A 24,845-nucleotide genomic window follows, 5' to 3' on the forward strand; every position below is an offset into this window, starting at 1 on the left:
CGAACCGGGCCGCGGCGGCGCGCACTTCCGCGTCCGCCCGGCCCTCCGTTCTCCCCGGCCCGTCGTCCCGGCCCCCGTGCGCCGTCTTCCCGAGCGTTCCTCCGAGGTACCCACACCATGACCCAGCCGCCGCCCCAGCCGCCGAACCAGCCCCCACGGGACACCCCTCCCCAGGACCAGCCCCCGCAGGACGCCCCACCGCGGGACGCCACACCCCAGGACGCCACCCCCCAGGACGCCCCGCCGCAGGGCGGTTTCGGCGCGCCCCAGCAGCCCCAGCCGTCGCAGACCCCCCAGGACGCCCCGCCGCAGGGCGGTTTCGGCGCCCCCCAGCCCCCGGCCCCGGCGTCCCAGCCCCCGGCCCCTCAGCCCCCGCGCCCGGCACCGCAGGCCCCGCCCGAGGGCCCGCAGCTCAGCAAGAAGGTCAGCGGCCCCATGCCCCATCAGGCGGCCGTCGCGGACCAGGTGTTGCGCAACTTCGAGGCGGCCAAGGCGGCCCAGGAGGCCCAGGCAGCCCGGACGGCCGAGGCCGCGCAGCCCGGCCGGCCCGGCGCCCAGCCCCCGCAGGCACCCGCCGCCCCGTCCCAGCCCCCACAGCCCCAGCCCGGCTACGGCTATCCGCAGGCGGCCCAGCCCGCCCAGCCGCCCCAGCCCCCCACCGGCCCGGGCTACGGCTACCCGAACCAGCCGGCACCGGGCCAACCCGCTCAACCCGGCCAACCCGCTCAACCCGGCCAGCCGGATCAGCCGGGCCAGTCGGGCCAGCCGAACCCCTACGCCCAGCAGCCCGCGTACGGCCAGCAGCCCGCGTACGGTCAGCAACCGGCGTACGGCCAGCAGCCGGGCTACGGCTACCCCGGCCAACCGGGTCAGCCGGGCTACCCGCAGCCGGGCTACGGCTACCCCGGTCACGTCACCATGCCGATGCACCCCCAGCCGGGTCAGCCGGGCGGCGGTGGCCGCAAGGTCAACGCCCAGGTCGCCATCATCGTCGCGGCGGTCGTCGCGATCGCGCTGATCATCGGCGGTGGTGTCTGGTACGCGCGTTCGGGTGACAGCGGCAAGAAGGACGACACCGCGAGCTCCGGTGGCACCAGCGGCGGAGGCGGCGACAACAAGGGCGGCACCGGAGGCACCTCCTCCGGCGGCAGCGAGAAGGTGCCCGCCGACCCCGCCTCCAAGCTCCTCTTCCAGATCCCGTCGCCCACGGTCGCCAAGGACGACAGCATCGTCGTGACCGGTTCCTGGCTGACCGGCAAGGCGTACGTGAAGTCGGGCGTCGCCGAGGTCGTCGGCTACGACCCGGACAAGGGCTCCAAGCTGTGGACGATCAAGCTGCCCGGCCCGGTGTGCACGGCCAGCAGGTACGCCACCGACGACGACAGGACGGCGATCGTCTTCCAGCCGAAGATGCCCGCGAAGGACTCCTCGGCCGGCTGCACCCAGGTCGCGGCGATCGATCTCGCCGCGGGCAAGCAGCTGTGGACGAAGACCGTCTCGTCCGGCGACTACCCGGTCACCTTCGACAACGTCACCGTCAGCGGGAACACGGTGGCCCTCGGCGCCACCGAGGGCGGCGCCGCCTTCGACATCGACACCGGAAAGCAGCTGTGGGCTCCGAAGCCCGACGACACCTGCTACGACGCCGGCTACGGCGGCGGCCCCAAGCTGGTCGCGGTGCGCAAGTGCGGTGACTTCGACGCGCGCGAGCTGCACATCCAGACCATCGACCCGGCCTCCGGGAAGGTGCTCTCCGAGTACAGGATGGCGACCGGTATCGAGTACGCGAGCGTCGTGTCGACGGAGCCGCTGGTGGTGGCCGCCGACGTCGGGGACAGCGCCCAGGACGGCAGCGGCATCTCCGACTTCTTCTCCATCGACAACAGGACCGGCAAGCTCAAGACCCGGATCTCCGCGCCGGGCGAACAGTTCGCGGCCCGCTGCGACGGCATCACCGAGATCGAGCAGTGCACGGGCCTGGCGGTCGGCGCCAACCGGCTGTACATCCCGACCGAGGAGGACGACGGCACCGGCGAGTACAGCCGGACCAACCAGATCATCGCCTTCGACCTGACCACCGGCAAGCAGACCGGCCAGCGTGCCGAGGCCGGCGACGGCTACGAGCTCACCCCGCTGCGCATGGACGGCAGCAACCTGATCGCGTACAAGCAGCCGCCGTACGACGAGGGCGGGCAGATCGTCAGCATCGACGGCGGCTCGTTCAAGCAGACGACGCTCCTGAAGAATCCGGACACGGAGGCGGCGCGGGACGCGGAGTCCAGCATGTCCCCGGAGTCGGCCGAGATCATCTACTCCCAGGGGCACCTGTACATGGCCGAGGTGTACGCGGACGAGCCCGCCTCGGGCGAGAAGGAGTACCTGGCGCTGGCGTTCGGCACGAGCGGCTGATAGCCGCGTGACGGCCGTCGACGGCCCCGCCCCTGCTCAGGGGCGGGGCCGTTCACTTACCGCTCATCACCCTCGAATGAGAGGAATTTCGGCGATCCGGGCACTTCTCACGAGTAGGGGCAGCGCAACGTCGAACAAGCGTGTAGCTTCCGGGGGCATGAAGGACGAGGTGCCGGGGGGCACCTTTTGTCTGTGCGCATGATCCGGGTGTCCGTGGTGGCATCCGGCTTTGTCTGTGGGTCCGTGTGGGCATCCATGGGGGGACTGGGGGGTTGCTCGATGGGAGTGCGGTTGATGGTGGTCGACGACCACCGACTGCTCGCCGAGGCGCTCGCCTCGGCGTTGAAACTGCGGGGGCACCGGGTGCTCGCCGCGGCGGCGCCCGCCGCGGGCGCGGCGGAGCTGGTGATCACCCGGGCACCGGAGGTATGCCTGCTGGGTACGGCGACCCCGGCCGAGCCGGGGATCTTCGACCCGGTGGTCCGGATCAAACGGGAGCGGCCGCAGGTCGCCGTCCTGGTCCTGGGTCCGGTCCCGAGCCCCCGCGGCATCGCGGCGGCGTTCGCGGCCGGCGCCTCGGGGTACGTACGGCACGACGAGCGCATCGAGGGCGTCGAGCGGGCGATCATGAAGGCGCGGGCGGGTGAGGCGGCGGTCGCCCCGCAACTCCTGCAGGGCGCCTTCAGCGAGTTGCTGAACCCCGCGGCCCAGCCCGACGACGAGGGCCAGCGCCTGCTGCAGATGCTGACGCCCCGCGAGGTCGAGGTCCTGGTCCGGGTCGCCGACGGCGAGGACACCCGTCTGATCGCGGCCGGCATGGGCATCGCCCCCTCCACGGCCCGCACCCACGTCCAGCGCGTCCTGATGAAACTGGGGGTGGGGTCGCGGCTGGAGGCCGCGGCGTTGGCGGCACGCACGGGGCTGCTGGACCGTGCGGGACCTCTCCCGCACCGACCGAGCCCACCGGATTCCTGACCCGCCTCACGGCTGCGCACCCGAAGGAGGCCGGAGTTCCGCAGTACTCCGCCCCGGTCACGCCGGCCGGATGCTCACGGCGTTCTCATCCGAACGCCGGCCTCGTCGCCGACCCCTCACGGGATGTGCTGATCACCACCGCCCGCGAGCGGTCCGCCCCCTCGGGCCGTGGGGCACAGGACGGCGAAGAGCGTGCGGGCCGGTCGGCCCGGTGTGCTGGACAGGCATCCGGAGCACGCCGCGGTGCTCGTACGGGTCCGGTGAACGTCCCGAGGACCCAGGGTGAGATCGTCCTGATCGGAGCCCGGACGAACCCGGTGAGGTGCAGGGGCCGGATGTACGAGACGTCGTGGCGCACCAGGCTCAGGGTGGAGCAGCCGGCCCGGCTGCGGCTGAGGTCGGGCTCAGTATTCGGACCCTCGTTGTTACCTGGATCACGTGATCCTTTGAAGGATGTGTGCTGTTCTCCTGAACCTCTAGGATCCCCTGCGGCAGACCGTTCCGACTCAATCGCTGGGGGATTTCGTGAAGTTGACAGTCCGTCGTGGACTCACCGTGGGGGCCGCCGCCGCGGCGACCCTCGCCCTCGCCGCTTCACCCGCGTTCGCGGGCGACGTGTACGCCCGGGCCACCGGCTCCCAAGGCTGGGGCGAGTTCTACTACAACAGCAGGACCAGCGCGTACAGCATCACCCTGGCTGTGCAGGACACTGCGGCTGACGGGCACCACGTCCGGGTCCGTGCGCAGGCCGAGGACCCGCTCCGCAACATAAGCACCTACCCGTGGCGTTCCGTCACCGGCGGCTACGGCGTCAAGGGCAGTTGGGCGACCTCGCTGACCGACTCGAGGGGCATCTGGGCCATGCGCATCCAGGTGTGCACGTTCGAGGGCGACACCCCGCTCTCCTGCGACACCTCGCCCTGGGACGGCAACCCCTACTACGGCTGATCCGGTGAGCGGGCGGGGCGGATGCCGCCCCGCCCGCCGGCACACAGGCGAGCCTCGCCGATCGAGGCGCCGGCGCCTGCGAAGCCGTCCTGTTCCCGTTCCGTGGGGATGACGCGCACGTCGACGCTTCCCTGCTCGATCTGGTCCAGGACACGGGGAGTGTTGAGTACGGAACGTCCCGCGGCCGGCCACCCGCGACCCGGAGCGCTCCCGTCTCCCGCCGCACCCTCAGACTGATCCTCACCCTCCACGGCCTGGTCCGTCTCGCCGACACCGCCGACCTCGTCGTCACCCGCGGCGACCCCACGCTGCTCGCCCGCCTCGCCGCGGCGTACGGCCGCACCTTCGACCCGGGCGTCCTTCTCGCGTACACGCTGCCGCATGTTGGCCTTCCCTGGTACATGCGCGCGCCGGGCCCACCCCCGCAGGGCACCCTCTCCGCCCTCGCCCGGGCCGCGGCGTGCGCTGGGCCGCCGACCGCCGGAGCGGCGCCTGCACCCACTGAGGCCGGGCGGTGCCCAACCCGCGAGGGGAGCCGGACGGGGGTCATTCCGGCTGCTTCTCCTCCACGGCCTCCGGCGGCAGCGGCGGCGTCGGATGGGCCGCCGGCCGCAGCTTCAGCCAGACCAGGAAGAAGATCCCGAGCAGCAGCATGCCCAGGCCCGTCCACAGGTTGATGTTGATCCCCTGGGCCTTGTCGATGGCCGCGTCGCCGTCGGTCAGGCCGGTGATCGTGACGATGACGCCGTAGACGACGAACAGGCCGCCGATGATGCGGCGCAGGTCGAAGATGCGGGCCGCGGTCGCGGAGCGCTCCTCGAGTTCGGTGACTTCCCGCTGGACGTCGGCCTCGGAGAATCCCGCGTGCCGCAGCCGCTCGGCCGCCGCCGCGCGCTCGTCGGGTTCGAAATGCTCGGACATGGTCTTTCCATCCTCCCGCGATCGGCGTCGGCGGGCTCAGAACGAGAACGGGATGTAGCAGGCGGCGGCGAGGATCACCGCGCCCCAGCCCAGCAGGGCGGGCCTGCGGTACCAGGCCTCGTCGCCCGGCGCGGGCGGCTCGGCCATTCCGGGAGAGCGGGTGCCGTAGACGAGGCCCTGGAGCTCCTCGTCCGGCTTGGGGGAGGTGAACAGGGACACCGCGACCATCACCACCGCGCCCGCCACGAAGCCCGCGATCGCGGAGACGAAGTTGGCGCCCTGGTCGGTGGGGATGCCGATGACGTCCTGCTTGTAGAGGACGAAGTAGTTGACCATCGCGGCCGTCGTGCCGGCCAGCAGACCCCAGAAGCCCGACTTCATCGACGCCCGCCGCCAGAACATGCCGACGATGAAGACGACGAACATCGGGACGTTGAAGAAGGAGAACAGCGTCTGCAGGTAGGCCATGATGTTCGAGAACGACGACGCCAGGAACGCCGTGCCGACCGACGCCAGCACACCGATCGCGGTGATCAGCCGGCCGAAGCGGACGTAGTACGCGTCCTCCCGCCCGACCACCACGTACTTCGCCCAGATGTCGTTGGTGAACACCGTGTTGAAGGACGACACGTTCGCCGCCATGCCCGCCATGAACGCCGCCAGCAGACCCGTCACCGCGATGCCCAGCACACCGTTGGGCAGCAGTTGTTCCATCAGGTACGGGATCGCGTCGTTGTACTGCAGGTCGGAGTCGGCGGTGCCGATCCTCGGGACGAGGACCGCGGCCACCAGCCCCGGGATCATCACGAGGAAGACGATGAAGATCTTCGGGAACGCGGCGATCAGCGGCGTGCGCCGGGCCGCCGAGAGGTTCCGCGCGGACAGGGCGCGCTGGACCTCCGCGAAGTTCGTCGTCCAGTAGCCGAACGACAGCACGAAGCCGAGTCCCAGCACGATCGTCAGCCAGTTCGCGCCCAGCGGATTGGCCTCGCCGATGCCGGTGCCGCCCCACGCCGTCACGAAGTCCGGGCCGTGGGCCTTCGTCAGCGAGTCCGACAGACCGTCCCAGCCGCCGACCCGCTTCAGGCCCAGCACGGACAGCGGGATCAGCGCGGCCAGGATCACGAAGAACTGGAGGACCTCGTTGTAGATCGCGGAGGACAGGCCGCCCAGCGTGATGTACGCCAGGACGAAGAAGCCCGCGACGACGATCGCCACCCACTGCGGCCAGCCCAGCAGCGCCTCGACGACGATGGCGAGCGCGTACAGGTTCACGCCGGAGATCAGGATGGCGGCGAAGGCGAACAGCAGGGAACTGAGCAGATGCGCTCCCCGGTCGAAGCGCAGCAGCAGGAACTCCGGGACCGAGCGGACCTTGGAGCCGTAGTAGAACGGCATCATCACCAGGCCCAGGAACACCATGGCCGGGATGGCGCCGATCCAGTACCAGTGGACGGTGTACGCGCCGTACTGCGCGCTGTTGGCGGCCATGCCGAGGATCTCCGTCGCCGCGAGGTTGGCGGAGACGAAGGCGAGGCCGGTGATCCAGGCGGGCAGGGAGCGGCCGGAGAGGAAGAAGTCGAGGCTGGTCTTCACCGACCGGCGGGCGGCGAAGCCGATGCCCAGGACGACGACGAAGTAGATCCCGAGGATCGTGTAGTCGAGCCAGTTGGTGGGGAGCCGTAGCTCCGCCGCCAGGGGCCCTGCCGCGTGATACGTGGGGGTTCGCATGCGCTGCTCACTTCGCTTGGGGTGCTCTGTTTGGTTGTGGTGGTGACTCCCGTGGGGAGTTATGGTTTTATGTGTTCGGTTCTGTTTGAAGCTTTGTTGATATTGCTCGGTGCAGGGATGGAGAGTCGCGGTGAAGAAGACCTCGACCCGCTTGGCCGACGGTCGTGAGCTGATCTACTACGACCTGCGGGACGACTCGGTGCGCGACGCGGTGGACCGCCGTCCGCTGGAGCGCACCGTCACCACTTCGGAGGTACGCCGGGATCCGCTCCTCGGCGACTCCATCGCCGTCGCCTCGCACCGGCAGGGGCGCACCTACCATCCCCCGGCCGACGAGTGCCCCCTGTGCCCGTCCCAGGGCGACCGGCTGAGCGAGATCCCGGACTCGTCGTACGACGCCGTCGTCTTCGAGAACCGTTTCCCCTCCCTCGCCGGCGACTCCGGCCGCTGCGAGGTGGTCTGCTTCACCTCCGATCACAACGCCTCCTTCGCCGACCTCACCGAGGAGCAGGCGCGCCTGGTGCTCGACGCGTGGACGGACCGGACGTCCGAGCTGTCGCATCTGCCCTCCGTGGAACAGGTGTTCTGCTTCGAGAACCGCGGTGCCGAGATCGGTGTGACCCTGGGTCACCCGCACGGGCAGATCTACGCGTACCCGTTCACCACTCCGCGCACCGCCCTGATGCTGCGTTCACTCGCGACTCACAAGGACGCCACCGGAGGCGAGAACCTCTTCGACGCCGTCCTGGAGCGTGAACTCGCCGACGAGCGGGTCGTCCTGGAGGGTGAACACTGGGTCGCCTTCGTGCCGTACGCGGCGCACTGGCCGTACGAGGTGCACCTGTACCCCAAGCGCCGCGTCCCGGACCTGCTCGGCCTCGACGAGGCGGCGCGCACAGAGTTCCCCAAGGTCTACCTGGAACTCTTGAGGCGCTTCGACCGGATCTTCGGGGAGGGTGAGCCGCCGACGCCGTACATCGCGGCCTGGCACCAGGCGCCGTTCGGCCAGTTGGAGGAGTTCGAGGGCGTCAACCGCGACGACTTCGCGCTGCACCTCGAGCTTTTCACCATCCGCCGTACGTCCGGCAAGCTGAAGTTCCTCGCGGGTTCCGAGTCCGGCATGAGCGTGTTCATCAACGACGTGCCGCCGGAGCGCGCGGCCGAGCGACTGCGAGAGGTAGCGAGTTCATGAGCGGCAAGTATCTGGTCACGGGCGGCGCGGGGTACGTCGGCAGCGTGGTCGCCCAGCACCTGCTGGAGGCGGGACACGAGGTCGTCGTCCTCGACAACCTCTCCACCGGATTCCGCGAGGGCGTCCCCGCGGGCGCCTCCTTCGTCGAGGGCGACATCCGCGACGCCGCCAAGTGGCTCGACCCCTCCTTCGACGCCGTCCTCCACTTCGCCGCGTTCTCCCAGGTCGGCGAGTCGGTGGTGAAGCCGGAGAAGTACTGGGACAACAACGTCGGCGGCACCATGGCCCTGCTCGGCGCCATGCGCGAGGCGGGCGTGCGCAAGCTGGTCTTCTCGTCGACGGCCGCCACCTACGGCGAGCCCGTCAACACCCCGATCACCGAGACCGACCCCACCGCGCCGACCTCCCCCTACGGCGCGTCCAAGCTCGCCGTCGACCACATGATCACCGGCGAGGCCACCGCCCACGGACTCGGCGCGGTCTCCCTGCGCTACTTCAACGTGGCCGGCGCCTACGGCGCGTACGGCGAGCGCCACGACCCCGAGTCGCACCTCATCCCGCTCGTCCTGCAGGTCGCGCAGGGCAGGCGGGACGCCATCTCCGTCTTCGGCGACGACTACCCGACGCCGGACGGCACCTGCATCCGTGACTACATCCACGTCGCGGACCTGGCCGAGGCCCACCTGCTCGCCGTCGAGGCCGCGAAGCCCGGCGAGCACCTCATCTGCAACCTCGGCAACGGCAACGGCTTCTCCGTCCGCGAGGTCATCGAGACCGTCCGCAAGGTCACCGGCCACCCGATCCCCGAGGTCATGGCCCCCCGCCGCGGCGGCGACCCGGCGGTCCTGGTCGCCTCGGCGGCCACCGCCCGGGAACGCCTGGGCTGGAACCCGTCCCGCGCGGACCTCGCGGGTATCGTCGCGGACGCGTGGGAGTTCGCGCGGAGCGTCGCAAGCAGCGCAAGGGAGCAGTAAGTGGCGGCACAGCAGCAGGTCAGGGACGGCTTCGTCGAGCTGTACGGGGCCGAGCCCGAGGGCGTCTGGTCGGCGCCCGGCCGTGTCAACCTCATCGGTGAGCACACCGACTACAACGACGGCTTCGTGATGCCCTTCGCGCTGCCGCACACCGCCACCGCGGCGGTCAGCCGCCGCGAGGACGGCCGTCTTCGCCTGCACTCGGCGGACGTCGACGGCGGCGTCGTCGAGCTGCGACTGGACGACCTCACCCCCGAGACCGACCGGAACTGGACGGCGTACCCGGCCGGCGTGGTCTGGGCGCTGCGCGAGGCCGGCCACCCGGTCACCGGCGCCGACATCCACCTCACCTCGACGGTCCCGTCGGGCGGGGGCCTGTCCTCCTCGGCGGCCCTGGAGGTCGTCGTGGCGCTCGCCCTCAACGACCTGTACGACCTCGGCCTGCAGCGCTGGCAGCTCGCCCGCCTGTGCCAGCGCGCCGAGAACGTCTACGTCGGCGCCCCCACCGGGATCATGGACCAGACCGCGTCCGCCTGCTGCGAGGCCGGCCACGCCCTGTTCCTCGACACCCGCGACCTCTCCCAGAAGCAGATCCCCTTCGACCTCGCGGCCGAGGGTATGCGCCTGCTCGTCGTCGACACGCAGGTCAAGCACGCCCACAGCGACGGTGAGTACGGCAAGCGCCGTGCCGGCTGCGAGAAGGGCGCGGCGCTGCTGGGCGTCGACGCCCTGCGGGACGTCCCGTACGCCGAGCTGGACGCGGCGCTCGCCCGGCTCGGCGACGAGGAGGAGGTCCGCCGTCTGGTCCGGCACGTGGTGACGGAGGACGAGCGCGTGGAACGCGTGGTCGCGCTGCTGGAGTCGGGCGACACCCGCGCCATCGGCCCGGTCCTCACCGAGGGCCACGCCTCCCTGCGCGACGACTTCCGCGTCTCCTGCCCCGAGCTGGACCTGGTCGTCGACACCGCGAACGCCGCCGGCGCCCTCGGCGCCCGGATGACCGGCGGCGGCTTCGGCGGCTCGGCGATCGTCCTCGCGGAGGCCGCCGACGTCGACACCGTCACCAAGGCCGTCGAAGAGGCCTTCGCCGCGGCCGGCTTCACCGCCCCGCGCGTGTTCGAGGCGGTGCCCTCGGCGGGAGCCCGGCGCATGAGCTGAGCTCCTCCGTGACCTCGTCAGCCCCGTACACCCGTGCGGGGCTGACGGTCTTTCCGGGAGCGGGAGCGGGAGTGGGGACGGGAGCGGGGACGGGGGCGGCTGACGCCCGTCCCCGTCGGCGGCGGCCGCTCGGCGTTCCCGCCCGCGCTGCTCGCCCGGTCGGCCGGGGCGGACGCGAACCGGGCGGACGGCACGGTGCCGGCGAGCGCCGCCGTGCTCCGGCCTCCCCGGCTCACCCCAGCCGCTTGGTCAGCGTGAACTCCGTGACCCCCGGCGGATAGTCCTCGATCACGCACACCACCTCGTACCCCCGCTTCCGGTAGAAGTCCGGCGCCTGGAAGTCCCAGGTCTCCAACCGCACCCGGCGGCAGCCCCGTTCCTGCCGGGCGACGCGTTCCGCCTCCGTGAGCAGGCGGCTGCCGAGGCCGGTGCCGCGGTGGCGTGCGTCGACCCAGAGGTAGGTGATGTGCAGCCAGGTGGTCCAGGTGTGGCCGACGAGGCCGCCGGCCAGGTCGCCGGCGCCGTCCGACGCCCAGACGTGCAGCGGGGTCTCGCGTTCGGCGGGCGTTCCGCGCAGGGCCCGCAGGACGGGGGAGGCCGCCGTGTTGGTGTCGCGCAGCCGCGAGCGGAGAAGATCGCGGCGCGTTCTGTCGACTTCTGTCTCAAGACGAAACATGCGGCACACCATAAACGTGCCGGACGGCCAGTTCTGCAAATTGCCTTCCGCTCCCCGCCCACAGCCCTACCCTGTGAACAGCACCGGTGGGGGCCGGTGCTGATCAGGGGGCGAGACAGTCGGGTACGGCGCCCGTGGTGGGGGTAGCGATTTCTGCACGGCGGCGGCCGTGCGGTCGGACACCCCCTCCGGGCGTCGTACCCGCGCCGGTCGTCGTTCTCCGGACCTGGGGTATCCCCTGCTCCGCGAAGGAGCCTGGGGAAGGGGGTTTCGTGGTTCGCATCCGAGTTCTGGTCGTCGACGACCACCGTATCTTCGCCGAGTCGCTCGCCGCCGCCCTGGCGGCCGAGCCCGACGTCGACGTCTCCGCCGCCGGCAGCGGCCCGGCGGCCCTGCGCAGCCTGGAGCGCGCGGCCGCCGAGGGACGCCGGTACGACGTGCTGCTCGTCGACGCCGATCTGGGCGGCCGCCTGCCGGGCGTACGGCCCGCGGTGCCCGTGCAGGAGGTCGGCGAGGACGGGCTCGTCGACGGGATCTCCCTCGTCGCCGGGGTCCGTACCGCGCAGCCGCACGTCCGGGTCGTGGTGCTCGCCGAGAAGGACGACCCGCGCCGCGCGGCCCTCGCCCTGCAGGCCGGGGCGACCGGCTGGGTGGCGAAGGACTGCTCGCTGTCGCGGCTGCTCACCGTCATCCGCGGGGTGCTGCGCGAGGAGACGCATCTGCCGCCCGCCCTGCTCACCGGCGTGCTGCGGGAGCTGACGGCCGCGCGCAAGCACCGCACCGAGAGCGAGCGGCTCGTGGAGTCCCTCACGCCGCGCGAGCGGGAGGTGCTGCGCTGCATGGTCGCCGGGCTGGGGCGCAAAGCCGTCGCCGAGCGCCTGTTCCTCTCCCCGCACACCGTCCGCACCCACATGCAGAACGTGCTGGGCAAGCTGGGCGTGCACTCCACCCTCGCCGCGGTCGCCCTCGCGCGCCGCGCGGGCGTCGGGCCCGTCGACCTAGCCGGGGATGTTGTCGAACGGGGCGGTCAGCTGGCGTAGCAGCCCGGCCAGTTCACCTCGCTGGGCGTGGGACAACTCGGCCAGGATCGCCCGCTCCTGGTCGAGCAGTCCGGCCAGCGCCTGGTCGGCGCGGTCCTTGCCGTCGTCCGTGAGCCGCACCAGCACACCGCGCCGGTCGCTCGGATCCGGCAGCCGCTCCACCAGACCCTTCTTCGCGAGCCGGTCGATCCGGTTCGTCATCGTGCCCGACGTGACCAGCGTCTGCGTCAGCAACTGCCCCGGCGACAGCTGGTACGGCGCCCCCGCGCGCCGGAGCGCGGTCAGCACGTCGAACTCCCAGGGCTCCAGCTGGTGCTCGGAGAACGCCAGCCGGCGTGCCCGGTCCAGGTGCCGGGCCAGTCTGCTCACCCGGCTGAGCACTTCCAGCGGCTCCACGTCGAGGTCCGGGCGCTCCCGGCGCCACGCTGCGACCAGCCGATCGACCTCGTCCTCCATGACGATCAGTGTAGTGGTTGTGTCGACATGAAGTCTCTTGATGTCGAGTCTCTTGACGTCAAGGTAAATCGGCTGGGAGGCTGGAACCACCGGAACCGTCACGCCGAGGAGGCCCACCCATGCCCGCGCCCACCTGGGACCCCGCCCAGTACCTGCGCCACGCAGGCCACCGCGCCCGCCCCTTCACCGACCTCCTCGCCCGCATCCCCGACCTGCCCGCAGAACCGTCCACCGGCTCACCCCGCATCGCCGACCTCGGCTGCGGCCCCGGCAACGTCACCACCCTCCTCGCCGACCGCTGGCCCACCGCCCGCATCACCGGCTACGACAACTCCGAACAGATGCTCACCGAGGCACAGGCGCACGCCGGCGCACACCTCGACTTCGCGTACGCCGACCTCACCACCTGGACGCCCGCGGAGACGTACGACCTGATCGTGTCGAACGCCGCTCTGCACTGGGTCCCCGGCCACCTGGACGCCTTCCCCGCCTGGCTCGACGGCCTCGCCCCCGGCGGCACCTTCGCCTTCCAGGTCCCCCACAACATCCACGCGCCCCTGCACGCCCTCCTGCGCGACCTCGGCAACACGCCCCGCTGGAAGGACCGCCTCGCCGCCGTCCTGCGCCACGAGGACTCCGTCCACGCCCCCGGCGTCTACCTCGACCACCTCGCCCGCCTCGGCTGCGAGACGGACGTCTGGACGACGACCTACCACCACGTCCTGACGGGCGAGGACCCCGTCCTCGACTGGGCCAAGGGCACCGCCCTGCGCCCCGCCCTCACCGCACTCGCCGACGACCCCGACGCCCGGGACGCCTTCGTCACCGAATACCGCGACCTCCTGCGCGAGGCCTACCCCAGCCACGCCTACGGCACGGTCCTGCCGTTCCGCCGCCTGTTCGTGGTGGCCCGGAAGGGGGCCTGACCGTGCTCACCGCCCTCGACCACGTCCAACTCGCCGCCCCACCCGGCTCCGAGGATCTCCTGCGCCCCTTCTACATCGGCGCCCTCGGCATGAAGGAGATCCCCAAGCCACCTGTCCTCGCCGCGCGGGGAGGCTGCTGGTTCCGGACGGGGAACGTACACCTCCACCTCGGTGCCGAGGACGACTTCCACCCCTCGAAGAAGGCCCACCCGGGACTCCGCGTCACCGCCATCGAGGCGTACGCCGCCCGGCTGGAGGCCCACGGCGTGGCGGTCACCTGGGACGCCGACCTGCCCGGCCACAAGCGCTTCTACGCCCACGACCCCGTCGGCAACCGGCTGGAGTTCCTGGAACCCGGCGTTTGAGCCGCGCCGAAGAGGGTCACCCGGAGTGACAACGAAGTCGAGCCGGGTTGAGGTGACCGACGGTGGCGCGAGAGCAGAAGGCCAAGGCGAAGAAGGAACAGGCCAAGGGCAAGGCCAAGGAGGTCGTCGGGCGCACCGCGGACGACGAGAGGATGGAGGCCGAGGGCCGCGCCGGGCAGTCGAAGGGCGATGCGCGCCAGGCCAAGGAGAAGATGAAGGACATCTTCAAGCACTGAGCCACACACACAGATCTTCAAGCGCTGATCGTCGAGCGCTGATCGGCGAGTTCTGATCGTCGAGTGCTGATCTTCGAGCACCGACGAGAACGCGAAGAGGCCCCCGCCCGTCGGGCGGGGGCCTCTTCGCGCCGCTCAGCTCCTGCGGTGGCCGATCAGCCGCGGCTTCTGCTCCAGGCCGTCCAGACCGTGCCACGCCAGGTTCACCAGATGCGCGGCCACCTCCGCCTTCTTCGGGCGCCGCACGTCCAGCCACCACTGCCCCGTCAGCGCCACCATCCCGACCAGCGCCTGCGCGTACAGGGGAGCCAGCTTCGGATCGAAGCCCCGGCTCTTGAACTCGCGGCCCAGGATGTCCTCCACCTGCGTGGCGATGTCGGAGATCAGAGAGGCGAAGGAACCCGTCGACTGGGGGATCGGCGAGTCACGGACCAGGATGCGGAAACCGTCCGTGTACTCCTCGATGTAGTCCAGGAGCGCGAAAGCCGCCTGTTCGCACAGTTCCCGGGGGTGGCCGGCCGTGAGAGAGCTGGTCACCATGTCGAGCAGACGGCGCATCTCGCGGTCCACCACCACCGCGTACAACCCCTCCTTGCCGCCGAAGTGCTCGTACACCACCGGCTTGGACACCCCGGCCTTCGCCGCGATCTCCTCCACCGACGTGCCCTCGAACCCCTTCGCCGCGAAGAGGGTGCGACCGATCTCCAGCAGCTGCTGGCGGCGCTCGGCACCGGTCATCCGGGTGCGACGCGCTCGCCGCGGCTTCTCATTGCTCGGGGTACTGCTGGAGTCGGTCGCCACGGCGTCCATCATGCCGCGTCAGCGGTCACCTTCCGGCGCCGGGAGCCGCCCCCACCGGCGTTCCGACGCGAATCGATACGTGAGCGTGACGGCCAGCGCACGTCGTACGCCCAGCCGAGCTTCTCGAACCAGCGGATGAGGCGCGCGGAGGAGTCCAGCTGCCCGCGCTCCACACCGTGCCGCGCCGACGTCGGGTCCGCGTGGTGCAGGTTGTGCCAGGACTCCCCGCAGGACAGCACCGCCAGCCACCACACGTTCCCGGAACGGTCACGCGACTTGAACGGCCGCTTGCCCACCGCGTGACAGATCGAGTTGATCGACCACGTCACGTGGTGCAGCAGGGCGACCCGCACCAGCGAACCCCAGAAGAACCCGGTGAACGCCCCCCACCACGACATCGTCACCAGCCCGCCGATCAGCGCCGGCAGCGCCAGCGACACCACCGTCCACAGCACGAACTGCCGGGAGATCGCCCGAATCGCCCGGTCCTTGATCAGATCCGGCGCGTACTTGTCCTGCGGCGTCTGCTCCTCGTCGAACATCCAGCCGATGTGAGCCCACCACAGGCCCTTCATCAAAGCCGGGACCGTCTCCCCGAACCGCCACGGCGAATGCGGGTCGCCCTCCGCGTCGGAGAACTTGTGATGCTTGCGGTGATCGGCCACCCACCGCACCAGCGGCCCCTCCACCGCCAGCGACCCCATGATCGCCAAAGCGATCCGCAGCGGCCGCCTGGCCTTGAACGAGCCGTGCGTGAAGTAACGGTGGAAGCCGATCGTGATGCCGTGGCACCCGAGGAAGTAGAAGAAGACCAGCAACCCCAGATCCAGCCAGCTCACCCCCCAGCCCCACGCCAGCGGCACCGCCGCGAGCAGCGCCAGGAACGGCACGGTGATGAAGAGCAGCAGCGTGATCTGCTCGATCGAACGCTTCTGTTCGCCACCCAGCGTGGCGGAGAGCGTGGGAGAGTCGTCGGGCGCCTTCGAAGGGTCTTCGATCACGTCGGAGCTTGTGGTCATGCGCGTCCCCTGGGGGGTCGTGGATTCGAGACAGAAGCCGGGCCGGCAACCGCGGAGAGTTCCCTACGGTTCCGTAACCTACGGCATCGTAAGTATGGCAGTGCGCCGCCCGGCGGCACGAGCCCGAGAACCAGCGCGTCCACACGGACACCTATCCTTGGAGACGGTCGGACAGCGCGGTCCGCTCTGATTCATTCCCGGATGTTCTGGCCCGTATGCGGCGCCCGCCGCGGGGCCCGACCAGACGGGTTCCCCTCCCGGACGAGCTTCAACACTGCAAGGAGCCGCACCTGTGAGCAGTGCCGACGACCAGATCACGACCAGCACCGAGCTGCGCGCCGACATCCGCCGACTGGGCGACCTCCTCGGCGAGACCCTCGTCCGGCAGGAGGGCCCCGACCTCCTCGACCTGGTCGAGAAGGTCCGCCGCCTCACCCGCGAGGACGGCGAGGCCGCCGCCGAACTGCTGCGCGGCATCGAACTGCAGACCGCGGCCAAGCTGGTCCGCGCCTTCTCCACCTACTTCCACCTGGCCAACGTCACCGAACAGGTCCACCGCGGCCGCGAACTGCGCGCCCGCCGCGCCGCCGAGGGCGGCCTCCTCGCCCGCACCGCCGACCGCCTCAAGGACGCCGACCCCGACCACGTCCGCGAGACCGTCCGCAACCTCAACGTGCGCCCCGTGTTCACGGCACACCCCACCGAAGCCGCGCGCCGGTCGGTACTCAACAAGCTCCGGCGCATCGCCGCGCTCCTGGACACCCCCGTCATCGCCTCCGACCGCCGCCGCTACGACACCCGGCTCGCCGAGAACATCGACCTCGTCTGGCAGACCGACGAACTGCGCGTCGTCCGCCCCGAACCCGCCGACGAGGCCCGCAACGCCATCTACTACCTCGACGAACTCCACGCGAACGCCGTCGGCGACGTCCTGGAGGACCTCACCGCCGAACTCGAACGCGTCGGCGTCACCCTCCCCGACGACACCCGCCCGCTCACCTTCGGCACCTGGATCGGCGGCGACCGCGACGGCAACCCCAACGTCACCCCCCAGGTCACCTGGGACGTCCTCATCCTCCAGCACGAACACGGCATCAACGACGCCCTGGAGATGATCGACGAACTGCGCGGCTTCCTCTCCAACTCCATCCGCTACGCCGGAGCCACCGAGGAACTCCTGGAGTCCCTGAAGGCCGACCTCGAACGCCTCCCCGAGATCAGCCCCCGCTACAAGCGCCTCAACGCCGAGGAGCCCTACCGCCTCAAGGCCACCTGCATCCGGCAGAAGCTGGAGAACACCAAGCAGCGCCTCGCCAAGGGCATCCCCCACGAACCCGGCCGCGACTACCTCGGCACCAGCGAACTCCTGCGCGACCTCACCCTCATCCAGACCTCCCTGCGCGAGCACCGCGGCGGCCTCTTCGCCGACGGCCGCATGAACCGCACCATCCGCACCCTCGCCGCCTTCGGCCTCCAGCTCGCCACCATGGACGTCCGCGAACACGCCGACGCCCACCACCACGCCCTCGGCCAGCTCTTCGACCGCCTCGGCGAGGAATCCTGGCGCTACACCGACATGCCCCGCGAGTACCGCACCAAGCTCCTCGCCAAGGAACTGCGCTCCAGAAGGCCCCTCGCCCCCACCCCGGCCCCCGTCGACGCGGCCGGCGCCAAGACCCTCGGCGTCTTCCAGACCGTCAAGCGCGCCCTGGAAGTCTTCGGGCCCGAGGTCATCGAGTCGTACATCATCTCCATGTGCCAGGGCGCCGACGACGTCTTCGCCGCCGCCGTCCTCGCCCGCGAAGCCGGCCTCCTCGACCTCCACGCCGGCTGGGCCAAGATCGGCATCGTCCCGCTGCTCGAGACGACCGACGAACTCAAGGCCGCCGACACCATCCTCGAGGACATGCTCTCCGACCCCTCCTACCGCAGGCTCGTCGCCCTGCGCGGAGACGTCCAGGAGGTCATGCTCGGCTACTCCGACTCCTCCAAGTTCGGCGGCATCACCACCAGCCAGTGGGAGATCCACCGCGCCCAGCGCCGCCTGCGCGACGTCGCCCACCGCTACGGCGTCCGCCTGCGCCTCTTCCACGGCCGCGGCGGCACCGTCGGCCGCGGCGGCGGCCCCTCCCACGACGCCATCCTCGCCCAGCCCTGGGGCACCCTCGAAGGCGAGATCAAGGTCACCGAACAGGGCGAGGTCATCTCCGACAAGTACCTCATCCCCTCCCTCGCCCGCGAGAACCTGGAACTGACGGTCGCCGCCACCCTCCAGGCCTCCGCCCTGCACACCGCCCCCCGCCAGTCCGACGAGGCCCTCGCCCGCTGGGACGCCGCCATGGACGTCGTCTCCGACGCCGCCCACGCCGCCTACCGCAGGCTCGTCGAGGACCCCGACCTGCCGACGTACTTCCTCGCGTCGACGCCGGTGGACCAGCTCGCCGACCTGCACCTGGGCTCCCGGCCCTCCCGCCGCCCCGGCTCCGGCGTCTCGCTCGACGGCCTGCGCGCCATCCCCTGGGTCTTCGGCTGGACCCAGTCCCGGCAGATCGTCCCCGGCTGGTTCGGCGTCGGCTCCGGCCTCAAGGCCCTGCGCGAGGCGGGCCTCGACACCGTCCTCGACGAGATGCACCAGCAGTGGCACTTCTTCCGCAACTTCATCTCCAACGTCGAGATGACCCTCGCCAAGACCGACCTGCGGATCGCCCGCCACTACGTCGACACCCTCGTCCCCGACGAGCTCCGCCACGTCTTCGACACCATCCAGGCCGAACACGAACTCACCGTCGCCGAGGTCCTGAAGATCACCGGCGAGACCGAACTCCTCGACGCCCAGCCGGTGCTGAAGCAGACCTTCGCCATCCGCGACGCCTACCTCGACCCCATCTCCTACCTCCAGGTCACCCTCCTCAAGCGCCAACGCGACGCCGCGGCCGCCGGCGAGGAACCCGACCCCCTCCTCTCCCGCGCCCTGCTCCTCACCGTCAACGGCGTGGCAGCCGGCCTGCGCAACACCGGCTGACCGCCGCCGCCCGCACACGACGGTGCCCCCGAGCCATCACCGGCTCGGGGGCACCGTCGTCCGCACATCAGCCCTGACGCGCGCCCCTACGACGGCGCAACACCAGGAAACCGCCCGCGGCGACCAGCGCCGCCGCCACCGCGGACAGGGCACCCACCGGGGCGCCGTTGCCGGTCTCGGCGAGGTCACCGCCGCCGCCCTGACCGCTGGGCGCGGGGGTCGCCCCGGCCGTGGAGGACCCGGACGGATCCGCGGACGCCGACCCGGACGCGCCCGCGGACGCCGACTCCGAAGCGGACGCACTCGGGGACGCCGACCCGGACGACGACGCGCTCGCAGAGGGCGACGCGGAAGCCGACGGCGACGAACCCGTGCCGCCGCCCTCCTCCTCGCAGTCCACCTTGAACACCTTGTGCTTCGCGGCCCCCTTCTCGCCGTCGAAGTTCCAGAACAGCTTGTACTGGCCGTCGGGCAGCGTCATGTCCTGTGTACGACCATGACCGTCGCTGTCCAGGGTGATGGAACCGGTCTTGACCGTCTCACCCTTCTCGGCGTCGTTGTTCGCCCAGGCCTCGATGTGCCAGTCGACCTTCTGCAGGCCGTCGAAGTCGAAGGCGTCCAGATAGAACGTGCAGACCTTCGGTTCGTCGCGCTGATCGAACTCGTCGGTCGTCGACTCATGGGTCTTCACATCACCGTTGTCACCCTTCGGGGTGGCCTGGGCGGCGGAAGGGGCGGCGAACAGCGCCGCCACGGCGACAGCGGTCAGAACGCCGACGCGGTTGAGGGTACGCATGGGGCAATCCATCTTCGAGTGACGAAAGGGGAAGATGTGGAGGGTGCGGTCAGCATTCAGCCCCGCTGACCTCCGGTCAAGCACGAACCGGCAACGAACTCGCCCTCCACACCCGGAAGAACAGCGCCACCCTCAGAGAACCACCACAGCGACCCCCCTCAGACCGCCACGAGAACCACCACAGCGACCCCCCTCAGACCGCCACGAAAACCGCCGCAGCGACGCCACCCTCAGACCGCCACGAAAACCGCCGTCAGCAACGCCACCCCGGACCCGGCCAGCACCCACCCCAACCGCGTCCGCCCCAGCCCGCCGGCCACCACCACCGACGCCAGCAGCAGCGCCCCACCCATCGGCACCCACGAATACAGCACCCCGGCGGGACCCGACCGCACCACCTCGTCACTGTCCGGCTTCACCACCACCGAGTACGTCCGCCCCGCCCGCACCGCCACCGTCTTCTCGATCACCACACGCGCGCGTGCCGTCGACCCCGCCGACAACGGCGTGTACGGCCCCGTGCACACATTCCCACCACACCGGGTCACCTTGATCGTGCCCTGCTCGTGCCCCTTCGTCAGCATCACGTGCTGCGCGGTCCCCCACGACCCCCACACCCCCGCGATCAGGATGAGCACGGCCACCACACCCATCGCCGCCAGCCGGCCCCACCGCAGCGCGGTGACCGAGACCTGACGCGAGGCACCCCGGCGGGAGACCCCCCGACGGGAGCGCCGACGGGAGGAAGCGGCGGCTGTGGCAGGCATGGCGGGGATCATTCGCCATGCCCGAACCAGCCGTCAACCTCGACGGGGGACAAGTCGCCAGTTGTCCGCCCCTGTCCCGCCACCCGCCCCCGCCAACCCCGGGCCTCATGAGTTGTACGTGCTCTGCGCCCGCTCCAACCCCTCGATCACCAGACACTCCACCGCATCCGCCGCCCGGTCCACGAAGTAGTCCAACTCCTTGCGCTCCGCCGACGAGAAATCCTTCAGCACGAAATCCGCCACCTGCATCCGCCCCGGCGGCCGCCCGATCCCGAACCGCACCCGGTGATAGTCCGCACCGAACGCCTTCGTCATCGACTTCAACCCGTTGTGCCCGTTGTCCCCACCACCCAGCTTCAGCCGCAACACCCCGTAATCGATGTCGAGCTCGTCATGCACAGCGACGACATGGGCCGTCGGCACCTTGTAGAAGTCCCGCAGCGCGTTCACCGGACCACCCGACAGATTCATGTACGACATCGGCTTCGCCAGAACCACCCGCCGGTTCGCCGGCCCCGGCGGACCGATCCGCCCCTCGACGACCTGCGCCTGCGCCTTGCTCGCCCGCTTGAACCTCCCCCCGATCCGCTCGGCCAGCAGATCGGCCACCATGAACCCCACGTTGTGCCGGTTCATGGCGTACTCGGGGCCCGGATTGCCGAGGCCCACGATCAGCCAGGGGGCACTTGGGTCGGTCGTCACGTCCATGTCTCCTTGATACGCGCCAGCCGCTGCCCCCCACGGGAACAGCGGCTGACGATCGAACGACGACGGCGAGGACCAGACCTCGCGACGACGGCGAGAATCGGACCTCGCAACGAAAGGGAGGATCAGGCCTCGCGATGAAAGGCGAGGATCAGGCCTCGGCCGAAGCCTCTTCGCCCTGGGCGGCCTCCTCGCCCTCCGCGGCCTCCTCGACCTGCGCGGCCAGGACCTGCAGGACGACCGCGTCCTCCTCGACGGCCAGCGTGGTGCCGGCCGGCAGCGTGATGTCCTTCGCCAGGACGGAGGCACCCGCCTCCAGACCCTCGACGGACACGGTGACAGCCTCGGGGATGTGCGTCGCCTCGGCCTCCACCGGCAGCGCGTTCAGCACGTGCTCCAGCAGGTTGCCACCCGGCGCCAGCTCACCCTCGGTGTGAACCGGAACCTCGACCGTGACCTTCTCGCCCCGCTTGACCAGCAGCAGGTCGACGTGCTCCAGGAAGCCCTTCAGCGCGTCACGCTGCACGGCCTTCGGGATCGCCAGCTCGTTCGTCTTGCCGTCGATGTCCAGCGAGATCAGCACGTTCGGCGTACGCAGCGCCAGCAGCAGGTCGTGACCCGGCAGCGTCAGGTGCAGCGGCTCCGAACCGTGACCGTACAGAACACCCGGAACCTTGTTGTCACGGCGGATACGACGCGCGGCACCCTTGCCGAACTCGGTGCGCGTCTCGGCGGCGAGCTTCACCTCGGACATAACCATCACTCCTCGTAGGAATCGGAACGGACGTGGTCACCCGGCCACGAACGGCCTGCTACGAAGAGCGCGTCGATAACGGACCGCCGTACCCCAACACACGGGAACGGCCTCCCTCGCCGAGCAACCTGAACAGTCTACTCGGCGCGGGAGGCCGCACAAAAATCGACCTTGAGCGCCCCCTCCGGGGCGCGGGCGATCAACCCGAGGCGCTAACAGCCGCTCACTGCTCGTCGAACAGGCTCGTCACCGAACCGTCCTCGAACACCTCACGCACCGCACTTGCGATCGTCGGCGCGATCGACAGCACCGTGATCTTGTCCAACTCCAGCTCCGTCGGAGTCGGCAGCGTGTTCGTGAAGACGAACTCACTCACCTTCGAGTTCTTCAGACGGTCCGCAGCCGGCCCGGACAGCACACCGTGCGTCGCCGTCACGATCACGTCCTCCGCACCATGCGCGAACAACGCGTCCGCAGCCGCACAGATCGTGCCACCCGTGTCGATCATGTCGTCCACCAGGACACACACACGACCCTTGACCTCACCCACGACCTCGTGGACCGTCACCTGGTTCGCCACGTCCTTGTCACGCCGCTTGTGCACGATCGCCAGCGGCGCACCCAGCCGGTCACACCACCGGTCGGCCACACGCACACGGCCGGCGTCCGGCGACACCACCGTCAGCTTCTCCTTGTCGACCTTCGCGCCCACATAGTCCGCCAGCAACGGCAGAGCGAACAGGTGATCCACCGGACCGTCGAAGAAACCCTGAATCTGATCCGTGTGCAGATCCACCGTCAGGATCCGGTCCGCACCCGCCGTCTTCATCAGATCCGCGATCAGACGCGCCGAGATCGGCTCACGCCCACGGTGCTTCTTGTCCTGCCGCGCATAACCGTAGAACGGCACGATCACCGTGATCGAACGAGCCGACGCACGCTTCAACGCGTCGATCATGATCAACTGCTCCATGATCCACTTGTTGATCGGAGCCGTGTGGCTCTGGATCAGGAAGCAGTCCGCACCACGTGCCGACTCCTGGTAACGGACGTAGATCTCACCGTTGGCGAAGTCGAAGGCCTTGGTCGGGACGACCCCGACACCCAGCTGGTGGGCGACCTCCTCGGCAAGCTCGGGGTGGGCGCGGCCGGAGAAGAACATCATCTTCTTCTCGCCGGTCGTCTTGATCCCGGTCACAGCACTGTCTCCTCAGAGGTGTCTCAGCTGGATGTCGAGCGACCTCGACAACGCATCAGAGGTCGTCTCAGCTGGTAGGTGCGGGTGTGCACCTATCACGGTACGCCGTGTTCGACGCACTCGAATCCGGTCAGTCTTCGCCGCCACCCTGCGGAGAAGCCGCCTCGGCCGCCTTCGCCGCCGCACTGCCCGGACGCTTACGAGCCACCCAACCCTCGATATTCCGCTGCTGACCACGGGCCACAGCCAGCGAACCGGGCGGCACATCCTTCGTGATCACGGACCCCGCAGCGGTGTACGCGCCGTCCCCGATCGTGACAGGAGCCACAAACATGTTGTCCGAACCAGTACGGCAGTGCGACCCCACCGTCGTGTGGTGCTTGTCCTGCCCGTCATAGTTCACGAACACGCTCGCGGCACCGATGTTGCTGTACTCACCGATCGTCGCGTCACCCACGTACGACAGGTGCGGGATCTTCGTCCCCTCACCGATCGACGCGTTCTTCGTCTCCACATACGTACCGATCTTGCCCTTCGCCCCAAGACGCGTACCAGGACGAAGATAGGCATACGGCCCCACAGACGCGTTCTCACCGATGTGCGAACTGTAGGAAACCGTGTTGTCCACCCGAGCACCGGCACCGACCGTCGTGTCCTTCAGCCGGCAGTTCGGACCCACCTCCGCACCCTCACCGATACGCGTCGCCCCCTGCAACTGCGTCCCCGGATGGATCAGAGCGTCCTGCTCGAAGGACACCGTCACATCGACCCACGTCGTCGCCGGATCGATCACCGTCACACCCGCCAGCATCGCCGCCGTCAGAAGACGGTCGTTCAGGATCCGACGAGCCTCCGACAACTGCACACGGTTGTTGATACCCGCGATCTCCCGATGATCGGCCGCCACCGACGCACCCACACGATGACCCGCCTCACGCAGAATCCCGAGCACATCCGTCAGGTACTCCTCACCCTGACTGTTGTCCGTACGCACCTGCTTCAACGCCTCCGCGAGCAACTGCCCGTCGAACGCGAACACACCCGAGTTGATCTCACGGATCGCCCGCTGCGCCTCCGTCGCGTCCTTGTGCTCGACGATCGCGGTCACGGCACCCGAGGCCGCGTCCCGCACGATCCGCCCGTACCCGGTCGCATCCGGCACCTCGGCCGTCAGCACCGTCACAGCGTTGCCGTCCGCCCCATGGGTGGCGGCCAGCTGAGCGAGCGTCGCGCCCGTCAGGAGCGGAGTGTCACCACAGACGACGACCACCGTGCCGTCCACACCGCCACCGAGCTGCTCCAGACCCATCCGCACGGCGTGCCCGGTGCCGTTCTGCTCCGCCTGGATCGCGGTCCGCACGGCCGAGTCGATCTCGGCCAGATGCGCCGTGACCTTCTCCCGCGCGTGCCCGACCACCACGACCAGGTTCTCGGGGTCCAGCTCACGGGCGGCGGCCAGGACGTGACCGACGAGACTGCGGCCACAGATCTCGTGCAGAACCTTCGGTGTGGCCGACTTCATACGGGTGCCCTCACCCGCTGCGAGAACGACGACGGCTGCCGGGCGATTGGCGCTCACGGAGTTGCCCTTCGGCTGTGTAGGGGTGGGGACACCCGAAGGATACCGGGGCGTTTCTTGGGGGACATGGGAGTGGGCCCTGACGGGGAGGTCAGGGCCCAACAAGAGGCCGTGCGCAGTGGCTCCCCCGCAAGGATTCGAACCTTGTCCTGCTAGATCCAAAATCTAGTGTGCTGCCAGTTACACCACGGGGGAAC

The 24,845-nt window shown here is 70.0% G+C and carries 24 protein-coding genes and 1 tRNA gene; 11 read left to right on the plus strand and 14 right to left on the minus strand.

Annotated elements, in window-relative coordinates:
• The first annotated feature begins 117 nt into the window (after positions 1 to 117).
• From ACPT94_RS07645 to ACPT94_RS07655, 3 genes are all read left to right on the plus strand, one after another.
• On the plus strand, positions 118 to 2,409 hold the full coding sequence (locus ACPT94_RS07645) for an outer membrane protein assembly factor BamB family protein (protein ID WP_425245477.1): 2,292 nt from the start codon (positions 118 to 120) through the stop codon (positions 2,407 to 2,409).
• 279 nt (positions 2,410 to 2,688) lie between these two features.
• Positions 2,689 to 3,384 carry a helix-turn-helix transcriptional regulator gene (locus ACPT94_RS07650; protein ID WP_360344634.1) on the plus strand — a complete coding sequence of 232 codons (696 nt, stop codon included), beginning with the start codon at positions 2,689 to 2,691 and terminating at the stop codon, positions 3,382 to 3,384.
• 525 nt (positions 3,385 to 3,909) lie between these two features.
• Positions 3,910 to 4,332, plus strand: a complete 423-nt coding sequence (locus tag ACPT94_RS07655) for a hypothetical protein (RefSeq protein ID WP_360344637.1) — start codon at positions 3,910 to 3,912, stop codon at positions 4,330 to 4,332.
• Here the strand turns inward: ACPT94_RS07655 and ACPT94_RS07660 are convergent.
• The 3 genes from ACPT94_RS07660 to ACPT94_RS07670 all read right to left on the minus strand — a co-directional run bounded on the left by ACPT94_RS07660 (position 4,323) and on the right by ACPT94_RS07670 (position 6,984).
• Positions 4,323 to 4,715, minus strand: a complete 393-nt coding sequence (locus ACPT94_RS07660; protein ID WP_425245478.1) for a hypothetical protein — start codon at positions 4,713 to 4,715, stop codon at positions 4,323 to 4,325. The genes ACPT94_RS07655 and ACPT94_RS07660 overlap by 10 nt on opposite strands.
• A 163-nt stretch (positions 4,716 to 4,878) precedes the next feature.
• Entirely contained in the window at positions 4,879 to 5,253 is a 375-nt protein-coding gene (locus ACPT94_RS07665; protein ID WP_360344640.1) for a hypothetical protein, read from the minus strand.
• Between the two features lie 36 nt (positions 5,254 to 5,289).
• On the minus strand, positions 5,290 to 6,984 hold the full coding sequence (locus ACPT94_RS07670) for a sodium:solute symporter family protein (protein WP_360344643.1): 1,695 nt from the start codon (positions 6,982 to 6,984) through the stop codon (positions 5,290 to 5,292).
• A 130-nt stretch (positions 6,985 to 7,114) separates the two neighbouring features.
• Here ACPT94_RS07670 and galT point away from each other — a divergent pair, with 130 nt between their 5' ends.
• The 3 genes from galT to galK are packed head-to-tail and all read left to right on the plus strand — an operon-like array spanning position 7,115 to position 10,308.
• Positions 7,115 to 8,176: a galactose-1-phosphate uridylyltransferase gene (gene galT, locus ACPT94_RS07675; RefSeq protein WP_360344646.1), complete on the plus strand. Its 1,062-nt coding sequence runs from the start codon at positions 7,115 to 7,117 to the stop codon at positions 8,174 to 8,176.
• The gene (gene galE / locus ACPT94_RS07680) at positions 8,173 to 9,150 is read left to right on the plus strand and encodes a UDP-glucose 4-epimerase GalE (RefSeq protein ID WP_360344649.1); all 978 of its coding nucleotides are present in this window, start codon (positions 8,173 to 8,175) and stop codon (positions 9,148 to 9,150) included. The genes galT and galE overlap by 4 nt, the downstream gene beginning before the upstream one ends.
• Positions 9,151 to 10,308 carry a galactokinase gene (galK, locus tag ACPT94_RS07685; protein WP_360344652.1) on the plus strand — a complete coding sequence of 386 codons (1,158 nt, stop codon included), beginning with the start codon at positions 9,151 to 9,153 and terminating at the stop codon, positions 10,306 to 10,308.
• Positions 10,309 to 10,540: 232 nt separating this feature from the next.
• On the opposite strand, the gene ACPT94_RS07690 is transcribed toward galK, so the two are convergent.
• The gene (locus tag ACPT94_RS07690) at positions 10,541 to 10,996 is read right to left on the minus strand and encodes a GNAT family N-acetyltransferase (RefSeq protein ID WP_360344655.1); all 456 of its coding nucleotides are present in this window, start codon (positions 10,994 to 10,996) and stop codon (positions 10,541 to 10,543) included.
• A 260-nt stretch (positions 10,997 to 11,256) separates the two neighbouring features.
• On the opposite strand from ACPT94_RS07690, the gene ACPT94_RS07695 reads away from it, so the two are divergent.
• Positions 11,257 to 12,024 (plus strand): LuxR C-terminal-related transcriptional regulator, encoded by a 768-nt coding sequence (locus ACPT94_RS07695; RefSeq protein ID WP_360344658.1) that lies wholly within the window; start codon positions 11,257 to 11,259, stop codon positions 12,022 to 12,024.
• Here ACPT94_RS07695 and ACPT94_RS07700 read toward each other — a convergent pair.
• Positions 11,983 to 12,480, minus strand: coding sequence for a MarR family winged helix-turn-helix transcriptional regulator (locus ACPT94_RS07700; protein ID WP_057600602.1), 498 nt, complete (start codon positions 12,478 to 12,480; stop codon positions 11,983 to 11,985). The genes ACPT94_RS07695 and ACPT94_RS07700 overlap by 42 nt on opposite strands.
• Before the next feature lie 119 nt (positions 12,481 to 12,599).
• On the opposite strand from ACPT94_RS07700, the gene ACPT94_RS07705 reads away from it, so the two are divergent.
• The 3 genes from ACPT94_RS07705 (at position 12,600) to ACPT94_RS07715 (ending at position 14,007) form a co-directional block, all read left to right on the plus strand.
• Positions 12,600 to 13,406, plus strand: coding sequence for a trans-aconitate 2-methyltransferase (locus ACPT94_RS07705; protein WP_360344661.1), 807 nt, complete (start codon positions 12,600 to 12,602; stop codon positions 13,404 to 13,406).
• Positions 13,407 to 13,408: 2 nt separating this feature from the next.
• Complete coding sequence (locus ACPT94_RS07710) at positions 13,409 to 13,771, plus strand: VOC family protein (RefSeq protein WP_360344663.1); 363 nt, start codon at positions 13,409 to 13,411, stop codon at positions 13,769 to 13,771.
• 62 nt (positions 13,772 to 13,833) lie between these two features.
• Positions 13,834 to 14,007: a CsbD family protein gene (locus ACPT94_RS07715; RefSeq protein ID WP_360344666.1), complete on the plus strand. Its 174-nt coding sequence runs from the start codon at positions 13,834 to 13,836 to the stop codon at positions 14,005 to 14,007.
• 135 nt (positions 14,008 to 14,142) lie between these two features.
• Here the strand turns inward: ACPT94_RS07715 and ACPT94_RS07720 are convergent, their stop codons facing one another.
• A complete protein-coding gene (locus ACPT94_RS07720; protein ID WP_360344669.1) occupies positions 14,143 to 14,820 on the minus strand; it encodes a TetR family transcriptional regulator in 678 nt (225 codons plus the stop codon).
• Entirely contained in the window at positions 14,817 to 15,827 is a 1,011-nt protein-coding gene (locus ACPT94_RS07725; protein WP_360344673.1) for an acyl-CoA desaturase, read from the minus strand. The genes ACPT94_RS07720 and ACPT94_RS07725 overlap by 4 nt, the downstream gene beginning before the upstream one ends.
• 292 nt (positions 15,828 to 16,119) lie before the next feature.
• On the opposite strand from ACPT94_RS07725, the gene ppc reads away from it, so the two are divergent.
• Complete coding sequence (ppc, locus tag ACPT94_RS07730) at positions 16,120 to 18,849, plus strand: phosphoenolpyruvate carboxylase (RefSeq protein ID WP_360344676.1); 2,730 nt, start codon at positions 16,120 to 16,122, stop codon at positions 18,847 to 18,849.
• A gap of 67 nt (positions 18,850 to 18,916) precedes the next feature.
• Here ppc and ACPT94_RS07735 read toward each other — a convergent pair whose 3' ends face one another.
• The 7 genes from ACPT94_RS07735 to ACPT94_RS07765 all read right to left on the minus strand — a co-directional run bounded on the left by ACPT94_RS07735 (position 18,917) and on the right by ACPT94_RS07765 (position 24,843).
• Complete coding sequence (locus tag ACPT94_RS07735; protein ID WP_360344679.1) at positions 18,917 to 19,645, minus strand: LPXTG cell wall anchor domain-containing protein; 729 nt, start codon at positions 19,643 to 19,645, stop codon at positions 18,917 to 18,919.
• A 230-nt stretch (positions 19,646 to 19,875) separates the two neighbouring features.
• On the minus strand, positions 19,876 to 20,424 hold the full coding sequence (locus ACPT94_RS07740; RefSeq protein ID WP_425245479.1) for a hypothetical protein: 549 nt from the start codon (positions 20,422 to 20,424) through the stop codon (positions 19,876 to 19,878).
• A gap of 93 nt (positions 20,425 to 20,517) precedes the next feature.
• The gene (gene pth, locus ACPT94_RS07745) at positions 20,518 to 21,120 is read right to left on the minus strand and encodes an aminoacyl-tRNA hydrolase (RefSeq protein ID WP_360344685.1); all 603 of its coding nucleotides are present in this window, start codon (positions 21,118 to 21,120) and stop codon (positions 20,518 to 20,520) included.
• A 148-nt stretch (positions 21,121 to 21,268) separates the two neighbouring features.
• Complete coding sequence (locus ACPT94_RS07750; protein WP_425245480.1) at positions 21,269 to 21,871, minus strand: 50S ribosomal protein L25/general stress protein Ctc; 603 nt, start codon at positions 21,869 to 21,871, stop codon at positions 21,269 to 21,271.
• Positions 21,872 to 22,094: 223 nt separating this feature from the next.
• Positions 22,095 to 23,069 carry a ribose-phosphate diphosphokinase gene (locus tag ACPT94_RS07755; RefSeq protein WP_360344691.1) on the minus strand — a complete coding sequence of 325 codons (975 nt, stop codon included), beginning with the start codon at positions 23,067 to 23,069 and terminating at the stop codon, positions 22,095 to 22,097.
• Between the two features lie 130 nt (positions 23,070 to 23,199).
• Positions 23,200 to 24,648 (minus strand): bifunctional UDP-N-acetylglucosamine diphosphorylase/glucosamine-1-phosphate N-acetyltransferase GlmU, encoded by a 1,449-nt coding sequence (gene glmU, locus ACPT94_RS07760; protein WP_425245502.1) that lies wholly within the window; start codon positions 24,646 to 24,648, stop codon positions 23,200 to 23,202.
• A 119-nt stretch (positions 24,649 to 24,767) separates the two neighbouring features.
• Positions 24,768 to 24,843: transfer RNA gene (locus tag ACPT94_RS07765), tRNA-Gln, on the minus strand.
• Positions 24,844 to 24,845 lie beyond the last annotated feature (2 nt).

Source organism: Streptomyces aurantiaciflavus (genome assembly GCF_049808595.1).
GTDB lineage: Bacteria > Actinomycetota > Actinomycetes > Streptomycetales > Streptomycetaceae > Streptomyces.

What these genes read in the sequence shown, in the direction of transcription:
- ACPT94_RS07645 (WP_425245477.1), top strand. Translation starts at nt 118, where the DNA reads ATGACCCAGCCGCCGCCCCAGCCGCCGAACCAGCCCCCACGGGACACC.
- ACPT94_RS07650 (WP_360344634.1), top strand. Translation starts at nt 2,689, where the DNA reads ATGGGAGTGCGGTTGATGGTGGTCGACGACCACCGACTGCTCGCCGAG.
- ACPT94_RS07660 (WP_425245478.1), bottom strand. Translation starts at nt 4,715, where the DNA reads ATGCGGCAGCGTGTACGCGAGAAGGACGCCCGGGTCGAAGGTGCGGCC.
- ACPT94_RS07665 (WP_360344640.1), bottom strand. Translation starts at nt 5,253, where the DNA reads ATGTCCGAGCATTTCGAACCCGACGAGCGCGCGGCGGCGGCCGAGCGG.
- ACPT94_RS07670 (WP_360344643.1), bottom strand. Translation starts at nt 6,984, where the DNA reads ATGCGAACCCCCACGTATCACGCGGCAGGGCCCCTGGCGGCGGAGCTA.
- galE (WP_360344649.1), top strand. Translation starts at nt 8,173, where the DNA reads ATGAGCGGCAAGTATCTGGTCACGGGCGGCGCGGGGTACGTCGGCAGC.
- ACPT94_RS07690 (WP_360344655.1), bottom strand. Translation starts at nt 10,996, where the DNA reads ATGGTGTGCCGCATGTTTCGTCTTGAGACAGAAGTCGACAGAACGCGC.
- ACPT94_RS07700 (WP_057600602.1), bottom strand. Translation starts at nt 12,480, where the DNA reads ATGGAGGACGAGGTCGATCGGCTGGTCGCAGCGTGGCGCCGGGAGCGC.
- ACPT94_RS07705 (WP_360344661.1), top strand. Translation starts at nt 12,600, where the DNA reads ATGCCCGCGCCCACCTGGGACCCCGCCCAGTACCTGCGCCACGCAGGC.
- ACPT94_RS07720 (WP_360344669.1), bottom strand. Translation starts at nt 14,820, where the DNA reads ATGATGGACGCCGTGGCGACCGACTCCAGCAGTACCCCGAGCAATGAG.
- ACPT94_RS07725 (WP_360344673.1), bottom strand. Translation starts at nt 15,827, where the DNA reads ATGACCACAAGCTCCGACGTGATCGAAGACCCTTCGAAGGCGCCCGAC.
- ACPT94_RS07735 (WP_360344679.1), bottom strand. Translation starts at nt 19,645, where the DNA reads ATGCGTACCCTCAACCGCGTCGGCGTTCTGACCGCTGTCGCCGTGGCG.
- ACPT94_RS07740 (WP_425245479.1), bottom strand. Translation starts at nt 20,424, where the DNA reads ATGATCCCCGCCATGCCTGCCACAGCCGCCGCTTCCTCCCGTCGGCGC.
- pth (WP_360344685.1), bottom strand. Translation starts at nt 21,120, where the DNA reads ATGGACGTGACGACCGACCCAAGTGCCCCCTGGCTGATCGTGGGCCTC.
- ACPT94_RS07750 (WP_425245480.1), bottom strand. Translation starts at nt 21,871, where the DNA reads ATGTCCGAGGTGAAGCTCGCCGCCGAGACGCGCACCGAGTTCGGCAAG.